This window comes from Aestuariivirga litoralis (genome assembly GCF_003234965.1).
Taxonomy (GTDB): Bacteria; Pseudomonadota; Alphaproteobacteria; order Rhizobiales; family Aestuariivirgaceae; genus Aestuariivirga; species Aestuariivirga litoralis.
Window position 1 is genome coordinate 408,572 of the sequence record NZ_QKVK01000003.1, and the last position, 16,095, is coordinate 424,666.

Annotated in this window: 18 protein-coding genes; 7 read left to right on the forward strand and 11 right to left on the reverse strand. The window is 66.1% G+C overall.

The window, feature by feature from the left end; genetic code table 11:
- Positions 1-36: 36 nt before the first annotated feature.
- The 3 genes from DK847_RS09270 to DK847_RS09280 all read right to left on the reverse strand — a co-directional run bounded on the left by DK847_RS09270 (position 37) and on the right by DK847_RS09280 (position 2,690).
- The gene (locus tag DK847_RS09270) at positions 37-786 is read right to left on the reverse strand and encodes a M48 family metallopeptidase (protein WP_111197983.1); all 750 of its coding nucleotides are present in this window, start codon (positions 784-786) and stop codon (positions 37-39) included.
- Positions 734-2,008 (reverse strand): polyhydroxyalkanoate depolymerase, encoded by a 1,275-nt coding sequence (locus tag DK847_RS09275; protein ID WP_111197985.1) that lies wholly within the window; start codon positions 2,006-2,008, stop codon positions 734-736. The genes DK847_RS09270 and DK847_RS09275 overlap by 53 nt, the downstream gene beginning before the upstream one ends.
- A 73-nt stretch (positions 2,009-2,081) precedes the next feature.
- On the reverse strand, positions 2,082-2,690 hold the full coding sequence (locus tag DK847_RS09280; RefSeq protein WP_111197986.1) for an SCO family protein: 609 nt from the start codon (positions 2,688-2,690) through the stop codon (positions 2,082-2,084).
- 83 nt (positions 2,691-2,773) lie between these two features.
- Between DK847_RS09280 and DK847_RS09285 the strand changes: the two genes are divergently transcribed.
- The gene (locus DK847_RS09285) at positions 2,774-4,123 is read left to right on the forward strand and encodes an ActS/PrrB/RegB family redox-sensitive histidine kinase (protein ID WP_245414569.1); all 1,350 of its coding nucleotides are present in this window, start codon (positions 2,774-2,776) and stop codon (positions 4,121-4,123) included.
- Positions 4,124-4,209: 86 nt separating this feature from the next.
- The gene (locus tag DK847_RS09290; protein ID WP_111197987.1) at positions 4,210-4,755 is read left to right on the forward strand and encodes an ActR/PrrA/RegA family redox response regulator transcription factor; all 546 of its coding nucleotides are present in this window, start codon (positions 4,210-4,212) and stop codon (positions 4,753-4,755) included.
- Here DK847_RS09290 and DK847_RS09295 read toward each other — a convergent pair whose 3' ends face one another.
- Positions 4,756-5,226: an MmcB family DNA repair protein gene (locus DK847_RS09295; protein ID WP_204508286.1), complete on the reverse strand. Its 471-nt coding sequence runs from the start codon at positions 5,224-5,226 to the stop codon at positions 4,756-4,758.
- A 124-nt stretch (positions 5,227-5,350) separates the two neighbouring features.
- Here DK847_RS09295 and DK847_RS09300 point away from each other — a divergent pair, with 124 nt between their 5' ends.
- The gene (locus DK847_RS09300; RefSeq protein ID WP_204508294.1) at positions 5,351-6,748 is read left to right on the forward strand and encodes an aspartate ammonia-lyase; all 1,398 of its coding nucleotides are present in this window, start codon (positions 5,351-5,353) and stop codon (positions 6,746-6,748) included.
- Here DK847_RS09300 and dhaK read toward each other — a convergent pair.
- The 6 genes from dhaK to dhaL are packed head-to-tail and all read right to left on the reverse strand — an operon-like array spanning position 6,745 to position 11,004.
- Positions 6,745-7,728 (reverse strand): dihydroxyacetone kinase subunit DhaK, encoded by a 984-nt coding sequence (gene dhaK / locus DK847_RS09305; protein WP_111197990.1) that lies wholly within the window; start codon positions 7,726-7,728, stop codon positions 6,745-6,747. The genes DK847_RS09300 and dhaK overlap by 4 nt on opposite strands.
- Entirely contained in the window at positions 7,725-8,156 is a 432-nt protein-coding gene (locus DK847_RS09310; protein ID WP_111197992.1) for a hypothetical protein, read from the reverse strand. Before DK847_RS09310 ends, dhaK begins: the two co-directional genes overlap by 4 nt.
- A gap of 2 nt (positions 8,157-8,158) precedes the next feature.
- Positions 8,159-9,739 (reverse strand): phosphoenolpyruvate--protein phosphotransferase, encoded by a 1,581-nt coding sequence (gene ptsP, locus DK847_RS09315; protein WP_161957208.1) that lies wholly within the window; start codon positions 9,737-9,739, stop codon positions 8,159-8,161.
- Positions 9,729-10,022, reverse strand: a complete 294-nt coding sequence (locus DK847_RS09320) for an HPr family phosphocarrier protein (RefSeq protein WP_111197995.1) — start codon at positions 10,020-10,022, stop codon at positions 9,729-9,731. The genes ptsP and DK847_RS09320 overlap by 11 nt, the downstream gene beginning before the upstream one ends.
- Positions 10,019-10,405, reverse strand: coding sequence for a dihydroxyacetone kinase phosphoryl donor subunit DhaM (dhaM, locus tag DK847_RS09325; protein WP_111197997.1), 387 nt, complete (start codon positions 10,403-10,405; stop codon positions 10,019-10,021). The genes DK847_RS09320 and dhaM overlap by 4 nt, the downstream gene beginning before the upstream one ends.
- A complete protein-coding gene (dhaL, locus tag DK847_RS09330) occupies positions 10,402-11,004 on the reverse strand; it encodes a dihydroxyacetone kinase subunit DhaL (RefSeq protein ID WP_111197998.1) in 603 nt (200 codons plus the stop codon). Before dhaL ends, dhaM begins: the two co-directional genes overlap by 4 nt.
- A gap of 167 nt (positions 11,005-11,171) precedes the next feature.
- Here dhaL and DK847_RS09335 point away from each other — a divergent pair, with 167 nt between their 5' ends.
- Positions 11,172-11,768 carry a tetratricopeptide repeat protein gene (locus DK847_RS09335; protein WP_111198000.1) on the forward strand — a complete coding sequence of 199 codons (597 nt, stop codon included), beginning with the start codon at positions 11,172-11,174 and terminating at the stop codon, positions 11,766-11,768.
- A gap of 6 nt (positions 11,769-11,774) precedes the next feature.
- Here DK847_RS09335 and DK847_RS09340 read toward each other — a convergent pair whose 3' ends face one another.
- Positions 11,775-12,365, reverse strand: a complete 591-nt coding sequence (locus tag DK847_RS09340) for a TetR family transcriptional regulator (protein WP_161957209.1) — start codon at positions 12,363-12,365, stop codon at positions 11,775-11,777.
- Positions 12,366-12,595: 230 nt separating this feature from the next.
- Between DK847_RS09340 and DK847_RS09345 the strand changes: the two genes are divergently transcribed.
- Genes DK847_RS09345 through DK847_RS09355 form a run of 3 tightly spaced genes read left to right on the forward strand, consistent with a single transcriptional unit; the run spans position 12,596 to position 16,093 of the window.
- A complete protein-coding gene (locus DK847_RS09345; protein ID WP_111198003.1) occupies positions 12,596-13,735 on the forward strand; it encodes an aromatic ring-hydroxylating oxygenase subunit alpha in 1,140 nt (379 codons plus the stop codon).
- Positions 13,732-14,949, forward strand: coding sequence for an aromatic ring-hydroxylating oxygenase subunit alpha (locus tag DK847_RS09350; protein ID WP_111198005.1), 1,218 nt, complete (start codon positions 13,732-13,734; stop codon positions 14,947-14,949). The genes DK847_RS09345 and DK847_RS09350 overlap by 4 nt, the downstream gene beginning before the upstream one ends.
- Before the next feature lie 34 nt (positions 14,950-14,983).
- On the forward strand, positions 14,984-16,093 hold the full coding sequence (locus DK847_RS09355) for a polyamine ABC transporter substrate-binding protein (protein WP_111198007.1): 1,110 nt from the start codon (positions 14,984-14,986) through the stop codon (positions 16,091-16,093).
- Positions 16,094-16,095: the final 2 nt, after the last annotated feature.

Consider the following 16,095-nt stretch of genomic DNA (forward strand, 5'->3'; position numbering starts at 1 on the left):
AGGGGTGTGCGCTGCAGACAGCGAGGCGCGGGGCTTTCATACCACCACCCGGTGCACGTCCTGGCCGTGGCTGCGCAGCCAGTTCTTGGCGCGGGCGGCATTGGGGCAATGGGTGAGGACGAGACGCCAGAAGCGCGGGCTATGGTCGAGGTGGCGCAGGTGGGCGACTTCATGCGCCGCCACATAGTCGAGCACATAGTCGGGCGCCAGGATGAGGCGCCAGGAATAGGACAGGTCGCCCCCTGCCGAGCACGAGCCCCAGCGGCTGCGCTGGTCGCGGATGGTGATGCGCCGGAACTTCACGCCCATCAGCGCAGCGTATTTCAGCGAGGCGCGGGTGAGATCGGCACGCGCCTCCGCCTTGAGGAAGTCGTGGACGCGGCGCGGCAGATGCGCCGGGTCGCCCGGAACGTCGATGTAGAGGCGGTCACGATCGGCCCGCACGATGCCGCGGCGCCCGGGAACGTGGCGAATGTCGTGCTCGATGCCGCGCAGCGGAAGGGCCGCGCCGTCCGCAAGGTGAATGAGGCCGCCCCGCGCGCGAACCCTGTCCTCGATCCAGGCGCGCGAGCGTTCGGTGAATTCAAGCGCCCGGGCGCGCGAAACGCCGCGCGGCACAGTCACCAGCACGCCGGTGCCAGTGGCATTCAGTCTGAGAACGAGGCGGCGCGCCTGCGCATGGCGGCGGAAGGTGACGTCCAGCACCTCGTCACCGACGAGGAGCCGGGTCGGTTCAAGCGGTCTTGGCGCGACCGTTCGCTGAAGGCTTCTGAGCAGTCCGATCATCAGCGTTCTTATTCACGAAGGCGACGATTCGCGGAACGATTTCCTTGCGGAACCGCGAGCCGTTGAACACGCCATAATGACCGACGCCCGGTTGCAGGTGGTGGAGCTTCTTCTCGGGAGCGAGGTTCGAGCACAGGTCATGGGCCGCCTCGGTCTGGCCGACGCCGGAAATGTCGTCACGCTCGCCCTCGATGGTCATCAGCGCGGTGCGCGTGATCTTCGAGCAGTCGACCAGCGAATTGCGATGGGTCAGGGTACCCTTGGGCAGGTCGTGGTTGACGAAGACCTTCTCCACCGTCTGCAGGTAGAACTCGGCGGTGAGATCCATCACCGACATGTATTCATCGTAGAAGTCGCGGTGCTTTTCGGCAGAGTCGCCATCACCGTCGACGAGGTGCCAGAACAGTTCGCGATGGGCATCGAGATGGCGATCGAGGTTCATGGTCATGAAGCCGCCGAGCTGCAGGAAGCCCGGATAGACGTCGCGCATCATGCCGGCATGGGGCGCGGGCACCTTCATGATGACATTCTTGCGGAACCAGTCGACGCCCTTTTCCTGCGCCAGGTTGTTGACCGCCGTCGGGTTGCGGCGGGTGTCGATGGGGCCGCCCATGAGGATCATGGTGCGGGGCGCGCAGGGATCTTTCGCGGCATTCATCAGCGCCGCCGCCGCCATGACCGGCACGGACGGCTGGCACACCGCCATGACGCTGGTGTCGGGACCCAGAAACTGCAGGAAGTCGGTGACGTAGTCGACATAGTCGTCGAGGTCGAATCCGCCTTCCATCAGCGGCACGCTGCGCGCATCCACCCAGTCCGTGATGTAGGTGTCATAATGCGGGAGCATGGATTCGACAGTGCCGCGCAGCAGCGTGGCATAGTGCCCGGACATGGGGGCGACGATCAGCAGCTTGTGCTGCTTCCTCGGCTTCTCCCACTGCTTCTCGAAGTTGAGCAGCTTGCAGAAGGGCTTGTTGTGGACGACCCGCTCTTCGACGGGGACGATGTCATCGCCGATGATGACGTCCTGGATCTCGAAGCCCGGCTTGCCGTAGCGGCGGGTGGTGCGTTCGAAGAGTTCGAGCGAAGCCGCGAGTGAACGGCCGAGCTGCGTATCCTTGAAGGGATTTGCGGGGCTTCGCCAGAAGCTGATGCCCGCATCGGCGGCCGCACGCCACGGCGCGAGCGCCGCATGATTCATCTCGTACAGGTAATACAGCACAACCGGGAAACCCCTCGTTAACGCTCGACGGTAGCAACTCCCCCGACTCGGGGCAACCCGTCATTTCTAGACTTTAGGGGGAAAGTCTAAGTGTTTCCTTCAGTTCCATCGCGAGTTTTGCGGCGTCCGTGGTGTAGGCCATGTGCCGGACGAAGCGGCCGTCAGGCCCCATCAGATAGATGATGCTCGAATGGTCCATCAGATAGTCCGTGGACGAACTGCCACCCGCCGCCTTCGTGTAATAGACGCGGTAGGCCCTGGCGATGGCGGCAACCTCCTCCGGCGTTCCGGTGAGGCCCATGAGGCGCGGGCCGAAATTGCCGACATAGGCCTTCAGCACCTCCGGCGTGTCGCGCGCCGGGTCGATCGACACGAAGACCGGCTGGATGCGGCTGGCGTCCGGCCCCAGCTGGTCCAGCGCCGCGCTCATCACCTGCAATTCGGTAGGGCAGACATCCGGGCAATAGGTATAGCCGAAGAACACCAGCATGTACTTGCCGAGGAAGTCCCTCTCGGTGACGCGCCGGCCATCCTGGTCGATGAGCGAGAAGGGGCCACCCACCAGCGCCGTGCCGGAACCCTGCGGGGCGTGCGTGCCGCGGCCGAGATAGGCATAGCTGCCAAGGCCCGCCGCGATCAGCAGCACGACGGCGGCGAAGATGAGGACGGGGCGGCGGGGCATGGGTGTTCTTCCTTCAATCCCCCAGCACATATGTCTAGACTGGCCCGGACTCAACCCTGGCCGAACTCACACCACCGGAGCCCATGCCACAGGACCTCGCCCTCGACCCACGGCCCGTCGCCACTGGCGCCGAGATCGGCATGCTGCGCCTGAGGACCCTTGTACGGTTGCGCTGGCTCGCCATCGTCGGCCAGGCGGGCGCCGTGCTGGGCGTGCATTTCGTGCTTGGTTTTCCTTTGCCTCTGGGCTTCTGCCTCGGTGTGGTGGCGCTTTCGGCGTGGCTCAACATCTTCCTGACCATCCGCTGGCGCAAGAGCGTGAGGTTGCATGAAACCCATTCCGGGCTGCTGCTGGTCTATGACGTGATCCAGCTTGCCGTGCTGCTGTTCCTGACCGGCGGGCTGGAGAATCCCTTCTCCTTCCTGTTCCTCGTTCCCGTCACCATCTCGGCCACCTCGCTTCCCAACCGCTGGACGCTGTGGCTGGGGCTGCTGGCCTTTGCCTGCGCCACCTTCCTTGCCTTCCGCCATTTTCCGCTGCCCTGGCTGCCGGGCGAGACGCTGGAGCTTCCCGATGTCTATATCGGCGGCATGTGGGCGGCCATCGTTTGCGGCGTGGTGTTCTCGGCGATCTATGCTCGGCGCATTGCCGACGAGGCGCGGCAGATGTCGGCGGCCCTTTCGGCGACCGAGCTGGTGCTGGCGCGCGAGCAGCGGCTGTCCGCGCTGGATGGCATGGCCGCCGCCGCCGCCCATGAGCTGGGAACCCCGTTGGCCACCATCGCGCTCGTCGCCAAGGAGCTGAAGCGCGAGATGCCGGCGGATGCTCCGCATACGGAGGACATCGACCTCCTCATCAGCCAGACGGCGCGCTGCCGTGAGATCCTGGCGAGGCTCGCCAACCGCGAGGCGCAGACCGACGAGATGTATCAGCGCACCGCCATCCTCGCCATGATCGAGGACCTGGTGGCGCCGCTGCGCGGGCCTGACGCCGTGATCGCAGTCACGAGCTCGGCCGATCTCGACGACAAGGCGCTGGGCAGCGAGCCGGTGTTCCAGCGCAACCCTGCCATTACCTACGGGCTTGGCAACCTGCTGGAGAACGCCGTCGATTTCGCCGAGAGCCGGGTGGAGGTCGATGCCCGCTGGACGCCTGCCCAGGTGTCGATCACCGTCCGGGACGACGGGCCGGGCTTCCACGAGAACGTGTTCGACCGGCTGGGCGACCCCTTCGTGACAACGCGGCCCGGCTATGGCGAGGACACGGGAGAGGCCGGCCAGCACGAGGGCATGGGGCTTGGTTTCTTCATTGCCAAGACGCTGCTGGAGCGCTCGGGCGCCACCGTGTCGCTCGCCAACAGGCCGCCACCGGAACACGGTGCGGTGGTGCATGTTGTCTGGCCGCGCAGCGTCGTTGATCTCGGGCGCGCCTGACTGCGTAACGGGAAGTGTTTGAACCCGCGCTCGCGAGGGGCTAGAGAGCGCATTGGACCCGAGAAACGAGACCAGGCCGCGCCTGCATGACCAACGCCGTGATCCCGACCGAAAAGACCCTGCTGCTCGTCGACGACGACAAGCCCTTCCTGACGCGGCTTGCCCGCGCCATGGAAACGCGCGGCTTCGAGGTGCTGATGGCGGAATCGGTCGCCGAGGGCGTGGCCCACGTGAAGCGTTCGGCCCCTTCCTTCGCCGTGGTCGATCTGAGGCTCGCCGATGGCAACGGGCTCGACGTGATCGAGGCGCTGCACCAGGCGCGGCCCGAGGCGCGCGCCGTGGTGCTCACGGGCTATGGCAACATTGCAACCGCGGTGACGGCGGTGAAGCTCGGTGCCATCGACTATCTCGCCAAGCCCGCCGATGCCGATGCCGTTTATGGCGCGCTGGTGGGCGACAGCGAAACGCGCGCTGCCCTTCCCGACAACCCGATGTCGGCCGATCGCGTGCGCTGGGAGCATATCCAGCGCGTCTACGAACTGTGCAACCGCAATGTTTCCGAGACGGCGCGCCGCCTCAACATGCACCGCCGCACGCTGCAGCGCATCCTGGCCAAGCGCGCGCCGAAATAGTCAGAGCGTTTCCGCCAACGGGTCATGGAGCCCGTGCAGGCGAAGGGCGGCGGCGCGGGCGAAGGCCAGCGTCACGGCCTTGCGGCGCGACGCATGCAGGTTCGACGCCTCCATCCGGCGGATGATGTCGGCCCCCCAGCTGTCGGCGATGATGAGGCCGGTGTCCGCCGGCATCATGTCCGGCTCCATGGCGGTCGGGATGGCGAAGAACAGGCGGTCGCACCAGTCACGGTATTCGGGCCACTTCGAATCGCTGCGGAAGTCCTCCGGCGACGACTTGATCTCGACGATCCAGATCTCGCCCGCGTCCGAGATGGCCATGACGTCGGCGCGGCGGCCCGAGGCCAGCGTGAACTCCGGCAGCACCGCGAAGCCCGAGGCGCGCAGCAGGCGGCACACCCCGCGCTGGATCATCAGCGCGGTGGCGGACTGGCGGCCGTCTGGCCGGGGTGCCGGTTGGGTTCGATCCATATTTTCCACCGGGGAGAGCATTGCGCCGATTTCAGGGGCGGTAAGCCCGGTTCCATCCTATGCTCGGATTATAGGCAATCACAATGTCCCGGCAACGGGCAACGGCGAAATGGGAGAACTGATGATGACGCGGCGCATGCGCACCGAGCGTGATTCGATCGGCGAAATGGAAATCCCGGCGGAGGCCGACTATGGCATCCATACCGCGCGTGCGGTCGAGAACTTCCCGATCACCGGCATCACGCTGTCGCATTTCCCGGAGCTGATCGAATCGCTCGCCATGGTGAAGAAGGCCGCCGCCATGGCCAATCGCGACTTCGGCCGGCTGACGCCCGAGGTCGCCCAGGCCATCATCTCCGCCTGCGACCTCGTCATCGCCGGCGACGAGCATCATGACTTCGTGGTCGACATGCTGCAGGGCGGTGCCGGCACCTCCACCAACATGAACGCCAACGAGGTGATCGCCAACCTGGCGCTCAAGCTTCTCGGCAAGCCGCGCGGCGATTATGCGATCATCAATCCCAACGACCATGTGAACCTGTCGCAGTCGACGAACGACGTCTATCCCACGGCAGTGCGCCTCACCGTGCTGCGCGCCTGCCCCGCACTGATCGAGGAACAGCGCCTGCTGGTCGCGGCGCTTATGGCAAAGGCGGTGGAATTCGATGACGTGATCAAGGTCGGCCGCACCCAGCTGATGGACGCGGTGCCGATGCGGCTTGGCTCCGAGTTCCGCGCCTTCGCGGTGACGGTTGCCGAGGACATCGAGCGGCTGAAGGAATTCGCCAGCCTGCTGCGCGAGGTGAACCTGGGCGGAACGGCCATCGGCACCGGCATCAACACGCCGGAAGGCTATTCCGAACGCGTCATCCGCAACCTCGCAGAGATTTCGGGCGTGCCCATGGTGCCGGCGGCAGACCTGATCGAGGCCACTTCCGACCTCGGCGCCTTCGTCACCTTCTCGAGCGTGCTGAAGCGCATCGCGGTGAAGCTGTCGAAGATCTGCAACGACCTGCGGCTCCTCAATTCCGGCCCGCGCGCGGGTTTGGGCGAGATCAGGCTTCCCGCAGTGCAGGCGGGCTCATCGATCATGCCGGGCAAGGTGAACCCGGTGATCCCCGAGGTCGTCAACCAGATCGCCTACCAGGTGATCGGCAATGACCTCACCGTGACGCTTGCCGCGGAAGCGGGCCAGCTGCAGCTCAATGCCATGGAGCCCGTGATCGTGCTCAACATCATGCAGTCGATGCGCATGCTGCTGAAGGGCATGGCGGTGCTGCGCGAGAAATGCATCGTCGGCATCGAGGCCGACCGCGAGCGTTGCCAGGAACTGCTGGAAGGCTCGCTCGTCACGGTGACGGCGCTCAACCCCTATATCGGCTATGCGGCGGCAAGCCGGGTGGCCAAGGAGGCGCTGAAGTCACGCCGCTCGATCCGTGACGTGGTGCTGTCGGAAGGGCTGATGACAGAGGAGCAGCTGCAGCAGGCCTTCTCCACCGCCACGCTCCTCGGCCAGCGCTAGAGGCCCCAGCGCAGCGCCGGGGTGTGCACCGGTGCATCCCAGCCTTTCGTGATCTCGTCATCGAGCATGGTCACGGTGATGGAGCAGCCCGCCATGTCGAGCGAGGTGACATAGCTGCCGACGAGCGAGCGCACCGGCGTGATGCCGTGCTTGGCGAGCTGTGCCGCGGCGGCATTGTACATCAGGTAGAGCTCCATCGCCGGGGTGCCGCCGAAACCGTTGACGAAGAACAGGGCATTGCCCTTTGCCTTCAGGTCGCCCGCGATGGCCGCCACCATTTCCTCGGCAATCTCGTCGGCCGAGCGCAGCGCCACCCGGCGGCGGCCGGGCTCGCCATGGATGCCGACACCCATTTCCATCTCGGTGGGGCCCATGTCGAAGGTCGGCTTGCCGGCGGCGGGAACGGTGCAGCTGGTCAGCGCCACGCCCATCGAGCGCGTCGCACGGTTCACCCTGTCACCCAGCTGCTTCAGCGCCCTGAGGTCGGCACCCTGCTCGGCGGCGGCCCCCACGACCTTTTCGACGACGAGCGTGCCGGCAACGCCGCGACGGCCGGTGGTGTAGAGCGAGTTCTCGACCGCCACGTCATCGTCCGTGATGACCGTCTCGATGTCGCGCCCCGCCATCTCGCGCGCCATGTCGAAGTTCATGACGTCGCCCTCGTAGTTCTTGACGATGAACAGCACGCCCGCGCCCGTGTCGACTGCCTCCGCCGCCGCGATCATCTGGTCCGGCGTGGGAGAGGTGAAGACCTGTCCGGGACAGGCGGCATCGAGCATGCCGTGGCCGACGAAGCCTGCATGCAGCGGCTCGTGGCCGGAGCCTCCGCCCGAGAGCAGCGCCACCTTGCCCGGCTTCAGCACTCGGCGCTGCACGAACTTGTGCTCGGCCCCGAGCGTGATGATGTCGCCATGCGCCGCCACGAAGCCGTCAAGGCTTTCGGTCAGCACGTTCGACACGTCGTTGATGAGCTTCTTCATCGCCGTTTCCCTTTCTCCCGTTCGTCATCGATCAGCCTCGTGATGTCCCGCACGAAGGCGCTGACCAGCCCGTGCAGTTTTCGGTTCTTCGCATCGTCGCCGAGGTCCGGCAGTTCGACTGCCGCGGCGCGCTGCGGCTTCTCCGCCAGCATCTTCCTGGGATGGGCGCGGGCATAGAGCCTTGTGAATTCCTGCCGTTCGGCGGAGGAGAAATGGCACAGCTCGAAGATCTGCGCGAGGTGGCTCGCGGGGATCGGTGTGGGGTAGGCGGGATTGCTGATCTGGCTCACGAAGCTGCGGTTCTTGGCCAGCGCCGTGGCGAGGCGCTGCCGGGTGCCGGAGGGGCGCCTGTCGAGAATCGCCGCCAGCAGCCGTTTGTAGGCGGCAACGGCATCCTGCGGGGTGTGGTTCGTGGCAGGCTCGGCCATGTTCAGAGCTCCGCAATCGCCGCCTTGAGGCGGGCAATCCGCGCGGGCGCGACGGAGAGTGAGGTGAGTCCGGCCTCGAGCAGTGTCGCAAGGTGCTTCGGCTCGCTCGCCATGTCACCGCACAGGCTGACGGGAATTCCCGCCTCGCGGCCGAAGCGCGCCACCCGCGCGATGAGCGCGGTGACGGCCGGGTGTGCGGGATCATTCAGTGCCGCGACGCGCGCGTCGTCGCGCGAGGAGGCGGTGACATATTGCGTGAGGTCGTTGGAGCCGATGGAGAAGAAGGCAGCCTCGCTGAACAGCTCCGGCACCACGGCGACGGCGGGCACCTCCACCATGATACCCAGCGGCGGGCGATGGCAGGCCACACCTTGCGCTTCGAGTTCGGTGACGCAGGCGTCGAGCAGCGTGGCACCGCGTGCGAGTTCGTCGGGCACGGTGACCATGGGCAGCATGATCTTGAGGTTGCCATGCACCGCGGCCCGCGCCAGCGCGCGCAGCTGGGTGCGGAACACGTCCTCGCGTGCAAGCGTCAGGCGCACACCACGCAGGCCGAGGAACGGGTTGGCCTCGCCATCGGGTGTCAGCCCGCGCACCGGCTTGTCGCCGCCGATGTCCAGCGTGCGGATGGTGACGGGCCGGCCCTGTGCCCATTCCACGAAGCGGCGGTAGGCGCGGTACTGCGTCTCCTCGTCAGGGAGCGGTGCGCCGTCGCGGAACAGGAATTCGGAACGCATCAGGCCGATGCCGTCGCAGGCGGCGTGATCGATATGGTCGAGCTCGTCGACACCGGCGACATTGATGAGGATGTCGATGCGCGCGCCACTGCGGCGCTGGGCCGGACGGAGGCGGAAGTGCTCCTCGCGGGCGCGCGTCTGCGCCTCTGCCGCCGCAGCGGCAGCGAAGTCGCGCCGCTGCGCATCATCGGGATCGGCGAGCACATGGCCGCTGCCACCGTCGACGGCGAGGGTGGTGCAGTGTGCGGGCAGGGCGCCAAGGCCCACCACCATGGGAATGCCCCGGGCCCGCGCCAGCATGGCGACATGGCTGGTGGTGCTGCCGCGCGTCAGCGCGACGGCGCCGCCGGCACTCCAGTCGGTTTCGAGAAACACGGTGGGAGCAATGTCCTCGCCCGCCAGCACGGCGCCTGTCCTGTGCTGCGTGGTGGTATAGCCCGCGAGGTTCCGCAGCACGCGGTCACGGATGTCGCGCAGGTCGGCGGCACGGGCGCGGAAGTAATCATCATCCGAGGCTTCATAGCCTGCGATCTCGCCCGCGAGGGCGGCGCCCCATGCCTCATGCGCGGGCGTGCCCGCGGCGATGGCGGCAAGGGCGGGCGCGGAGAGCGCGTCATCCTCCAGAATCGCCACCTGGAAGCCGAGAATATCCTGTGCCTCGCCATCGACGCGCGCCATCAGCGCGGCGAGCTCACCAACGGAGAGGGCGATCGCCTCGGCGAGCGCAGCGGCTTCGCTTTCGGCACTGCCTGTCGGCTGCCGCTTCAGCGCCGTGCGGCCAAGCCAGCGCAGCGGGCCGAGGAACAGCCCGTCGGAGGCGCCCGTGCCCTGGTGGCTAGTGCCCATCGCCCGCTTCGTCGAAGTCGCGGCGCACAAGGTCGACCACCGCCGCGACGGCGGCCTCGGCATCGACCCCGGCGGCGCGCACGAAGAGGGTCGAGTGCTGTTTCGCCTTCAGCGCCATCACCTTCACGATGCTCTTCGCATCGATCCACGGGCCTTCGGCAGCGCCAGCGATTTCGAGGCTGGACGTGAAGCCCTTGGCGAGCTTCGTCAGCTTCACCGAGGGCCGCGCATGGAGCCCCACGTCGTGGGTGATGACAACCGAGCCTTCTGCAGTCTCGCTCATTGCGGGGACAGCTCCTCTGCGGTGCGCTTCACATCGGCCAGCGAGCCGCCGCCCCAGGCCTCGGTCGCGGCCATCACCGCGCCCTCGACCACCGGGGCATTGCAGATGACGATTTTCTGCCGGCGCTCCTCGGGCAGCATCTCGATGGCCATTTCGCTGTTGGTTTCGGCCCCGCCCAGATCGACGAGGATCGCGATGCCGTCTTCCGACCAGGCCGCATCGATGGCAGCGAGGATCTTCTCGACGCTGGTGCCGAGCCCGCCATCGGGGTTGCCGCCGCAGAAGCCGAGCGGCACCTCATTGCCCACCATCTGGCGCACCATGTCGGCGGCACCCTTGGCCACATCGGGCGAATGAGAGACGATGACGATGCCCACCGTCATGGCTTGCCTTCCAGAACGTCGCAGACGGCGGTGATCATGATCTCGCTCGACCGTGCGCCGGGGTCCATGTGGCCGATGGAGCGATCACCGAGGAAGGAGGCGCGGCCGCGGATCGCCTTCATCGGGATCGTGGCCTTCGCGCTCTCGGTTGCCAAGGCGCGGACGCTCTCGATGGAAGCACTGCCGGATTCGAGATGCGCGGCGACAGGGCCCAGCACGTCCAGCATGGTCTTGTTGCCGATGTCGGCCTTGCCGCGCGCCTTGAGGGCGGTGACCGAGGCCTGCAGGGCGCGGCCGAGATCGGCCACAGACGGATTCTCGGGCAGTTCCTTCCCGAGAGTCATGAACAGCGTGCCGTAGAGCGGACCGGAGGCGCCGCCCACCTTCATCACCAGTGTCATGCCCACGGCCTTCAGCGCCTCGCCCGGAGGCTTTGCGAAGATGCCGGCCTTGTCGGCCTGCACTGCCTCGAAGCCGCGCTTCATGTTGAGGCCGTGGTCGGCATCGCCGATGGCCGAGTCGAGTGCCGTCAGTTCGTCCGCCGCGGAAATGATGCGCGCCGACACGGTGTCGAGCAGGGTTTCGAGGGGAAGCGCCATGGGCGATGGGTCCTCTGTTTAGTGAATGTGTTTAGTGAACAACAGTTCACTAAACAGGGCAAGATGGCCGTCTCGCGTCTGCGAAGCGCCTGGGACCGGCGGGTGGCCCTCACCTTTTCCGCGAAATCCCGGTAGACTGTGCGGCGAGTGATTCTCCCGGATGCCGGATGAAAAAGCTGTTCGCCGTGATTGCCCTGTTCCTGTGGTTCCAGCCCGCCGCCGCGGGGGAGCTGTCGCAGGGCATTTCGGCCTATCGGGCGCGCAATTACGAAACGGCGGTGGCGCTGATCATGCCGCTGGCCAAGCGGGGCGACCCCTATGCCGCCTTCACCCTTGCGGCCATGTATGACAACGGGATCGGCGTGCCGCGCAACTTCGACCTCGCCCTGACCTGGTACAAGCGGGCAGGGGCGCAGGGCCTGGCCGACGGGCAATACATGGCCGGCCGCTTCTATGGCGGCGGCCGCGGGGTGAAGCAGGACATTGCCAAGGCGCTGTTCTGGCTGGAACTGGCAGCGGCCGGTGGCCACCCGCTGGCACCGCTGCTGCGCGACCAGCACTACAACCAGCTCAAGGACAAGGTGCGCCAGCGGGTGATGGCGGATGCCACCGAGTGGCAGGCCCAGCACCCGGTTCAGCTGCGCTGCAACGTCAACCGCTGCATCTATCCCACCTGGACGCGCCGGCCGGGGTGGACGCCTTTCGACCAGCAGTTCTTCTATCCGGGCTACACCCAGCAGTTCTTCTACCAGGGCTACAACTGAGGCGCTTCAGCGGGCTGCGGCGAGCGGCCCGTCCGGCCCGAAATGGCGCGGATAGAGCAGGCTGGCACAGGTCCACACCGTGCACTTCGCTTCCTGCTGGTCATAGGGATTGAGAAGCGTCATCATTTCCAGCCAGGTGCCTTCGATGGTGATGCGGATCAGCCGGGCGGCGCGTGCCGGATCCGTCGCATAGCCATGTGACGCATTCATTCCGGCGCAGACATCTTCCAGCATGCGGATGTAGAGCGCGTCGTTTTCACCGCATTTCGAGAGGTAGAGCGGGCGGCTCTGGCTTTCGCCCCAATAGGCAGACCAGGCATTGACCCGGCTGGGCTGGCACACCTGCGGGGCAAAGTCCGCCTCGACGAGCGCTGCGAGCTTCTCTTCGGGCGCCGGCCCCGAAGCGTCGAGTGCGGCCTGCCAGTTGGCCTTGTATTCGTCCGAGAGATAGTCGAGCGTTTCGACCAGCAGCCTCTCCTTGGTGTCGAAGTGGAACAGCACCAGTCCGTGTGACAGGCCGGCCCTCCGGGCCACTTCGGTGAGCGTGGTGCGCGAGAAGCCGCATTCTGCTATGGTGGCCAGCGTCGCCTCGAACAACTGGGTCCGGCGTTCTTCGCGGCTCAGGGTGCGCGGGGTACGGAGGGGAGGGGCAGAGACGGAGTTTGACACGGCGGCCTCGGTTCACTTCCTTATTTCCTAGCGGAACGAGGGAGAACGGCAAACGTGAAATCGTGGGGAATAACTTGATTGACAGTTCAACCAGTGAAATGGCAGCCTAGGCTTGTCCGGCCCGCAGATCGACAGCTGAGGCGGCCGGGGAGTTAGTCATGGGACAGGAACGCCACCCGCTTTCCCCGCGCCTTGCAGCCTGCCCGGAAGGCCTGCCGCGCGAGGCCTATCTCGATGCGGCCTGGTTCGGCCGCGAGATGGCAACGCTGTTCGCACGGCAATGGGTGATGGCCGGCCGCCTGGCCGATGTCCTGCCCGGCCGCATGCGGCGGGTGCAGGTCGGTGCAGCCCCCGTGATCGTGGTGCGCGCCGCGGATGGCGGCGTTTCGGCCTTCCACAATTCCTGCCCGCATCGCGGTTCCGAGCTCTGCCGGACGGCAGAGGAGCCGGTCGGCAAGCTGATCCGCTGCCCCTATCACGCCTTTGCATTCTCCGCGTCCGACGGCGCGCTGGTGGCCACCGGGCATGCCGTGCCGACGACCGACTTCGACCGTGCGGCGCACGGCCTCAAACCTGTGGCCTGCCGGGTGTGGAACGGCTTCCTGTTTCTCAACCTCGCTGCAGCACCGGGTGGTCTCTTTGCCGACGTAGGGCTCGATACGCTCGGCAACTGGCCCATGGCCGGGCTCGTGACCGGCCACCACTGGGAGACCGAAATCGCCTGCAACTGGAAGACCTTCTGGGAGAATTACTCCGAGTGCCTGCATTGCCCCGGCATCCACCCCGAACTGTGCGACATGGTGCCGGTCTATGGCAGGGGCATCATGGGCCCGTCGGAGGCGCTCGGCTGGGCGCCGGGTGCCCCGCAAGCCCCCAACCTGCGCGCCGGCGCGAAGAGCTGGACACTGGACGGCGAACCCTGCGGGCCGGAGTTTCCGAATCTCTCCGAGGCCGAGCGGCTGGCGGGCTACAGCTTCGTCACGCTGTGGCCGTCGACCTACGTCGTGGCGCATGTCGACTATGTGCGTTCGGTGCGCATCGAGCCCCTGGCGCCCGAGCGCACAAGGCTGGTGGCCGAATGGCACTTCACCCCGGAGACGATGGCCCAGCCCGGCTTCGATGCGGCCCGCGTCGCTGCCTTCGCCAAGATCGTCATGGAACAGGATGGCGAGGCCTCGGAGATGAACCAGCGCGGCATGCGCTCGCCCGCCTTCCGCGCCGCCCGGCTGATGCCGGAAGAGTATGAGATTCACCGCTTTCACCGCTGGGTGCTGAACGAGATGGAGACGCACGCATGACCGAGCTGCCCTATGACACCATCCCCGTGCCGAATGACTGGAACCGTGGCGGCCTGCCGGCCTGGACCTATCATTCCCCCGCGCTGTTCGACCTCGAGCGTGACCGGCTGTTCCTCACCCATTGGCAGGTGGTGGGCCATGTCGGCGACATTCCCGCCGCAGGCGACTGGCTGGCCTTCGACCTGCTGGGCGAACGCGCCGTGGTCATGCGCGGGCAGGACGGCGTGGTGCGCGCCTTCCACAATCTCTGCCGCCATCGCGGGGCGCGCGTCGTCGACGGGGCGAAGGGCCACTGCAAGGGGTCCATCGTCTGCCCGTTCCATGGCTGGGTCTATAATCTCGACGGCTCGCTGCGCGGCGCCGCGAGGCCTTCGAGCTTCGGTGAGCTGAAGCGCGAGGAGTTCGGGCTGAAGCCGATCGAGATGGAAATTTTCCACGGCTTCATCTTCCTGCGCTTCAAGGATGGGCCGCAGCCGGCGGTGGCCGAACTCCTGGCACCCTATGCTGAAGACTTCGCCGCCTATGGGATGGACAAGCTCATGCCCGTCCGCAACCTCGACTGGACCTCGGAACTGCCGGTGAACTGGAAGTCGGTGCGCGACGTCGACAATGAGGGCTACCACGTGGCGCTGGCCCATCCGAGCCTTCAGGAACTCTATGGCCGCACCTACCGTGACCTCCACCTCGACAAAGGCCTCTCGGTATCGATCGGCTGGTTCGACGAGGGCATGGCGCGCGGCTGGTCGGTCAGGAATTATGTGAAGATCTCGCCGCCACGTCCTGAACTTCCCGCGCATCTGCAAAAGGCCTGGACCTATTACGGGCTGTTCCCCAACGCGGTCTTCGCCGTGACGCCGGAAGGCGCCCAGTTCTACCAGGAAATTCCTATCGGCCCGGGGCGTACCCGGCTCGCCGGCCGCATGTATCGCTGGCCCAATGAAAGCCGCGAGACGAGGCTCGCGCGCTACCTCGCCTTCCGCATCGACCGCTTCACCTCCGCCGAGGACCAGCAGCTCTCCATCTGGTCGAACGAGTCGATGAAATCGGAGGCCTTCGAGGGCTTCCATCTCTCCGACCTCGAATATGGCCTGCGCCGCCACCATGACGGGCTGCGCCGCCTGATGCCGGTGATGACCCTGCCCGAGGAACCAGCGGGAAAACCCCTGCCGCGTGCCAATGAAGATTTAATTTGCCAGCCGTCCAACTCGCTCTAGGCTGGCCAAAACGATTGCATTCCGGGAGGATCAGATGAAGCTCAACCGCCGCCACGCCCTCGCCATGATGGGCGCCGCAGCCGGGCTGGCCATGCCCCACATACGCCGCGCCCGCGCCGATGCCGGAACGCTGAACGTCTATAACTGGGCGGACTACATCGGCGAGAACACCATTGCCGATTTCACCAAGGAGACCGGCATCAAGGTCGTCTACGACATGTATGCCAGCGCCGAGGAGATGGAGGCCAAGATGCTGGCCGGCTCGTCGGGCTATGACGTGGTGCTGCAGTCGGGCCTGGGCCTGCCGCGCATGGTGAAGGCCAATGTCTACCAGAAGCTCGACAAGGCGAAGCTCACGAACTGGGGCAACCTCGACCCCGAGATCCTCGCCATCCTGCAGGGCTTCGACCCCGGCAACGACTACGGCGTGCCCTATACCTGGGGCTCGGTGGGCTTCACCTACAACATGGACCTGGTGAAGCAGCAGCTGCCCGGCGTCGAACTCGATAGCCTCGACGTCATCTTCAATCCGGAAAATGCCCAGAAGCTTGCCTCCTGCGGCCTCTCCATCCTCGACAGCCCGACCGACATCGGCCCCATCGTGCTGAAGTGGCTCGGCATCGATCCCAACAAGGCTGGCCCCGACGACTACAAGAAGATGGCCGAGGCATTCGCCAAGATCAGGCCCTACATCACCACCTTCGACAACACCAACTACCTGACCACGCTGCCCTATGGCGAGGTCTGCGCCGTCAACAGCTGGTCGGGTGACTATGGTGTGGCGAAGAAGCGCGCGGCCGACGCAGGCATCAAGCTCGACCTCGAATATTTCGTGCCGAAGACCGGCGCCCCCGCCTGGTTCGACGTCTGGGCCATTCCGTCCGACGCCAAGAACCTCGACAACGCCTACACCTTCCTCAATTACATGCTGCGGCCCGAGGTGATTGCGGCGGCCACCAACTTCATCGGCTACGCCAACGCCAACAAGCTGGCGACCCCGCTGGTGGACAAGACGATCTCCAGCGATCCCGCCGTCTATCCCGATGCCGCAACCAAGGAACGCCTGTTCACCCTCGCACCGCCGACGCCGGAACAGGAAGAGGCGCTGACCCGCACCTGGACCGAGATCAAGACGGGCGGCTGACA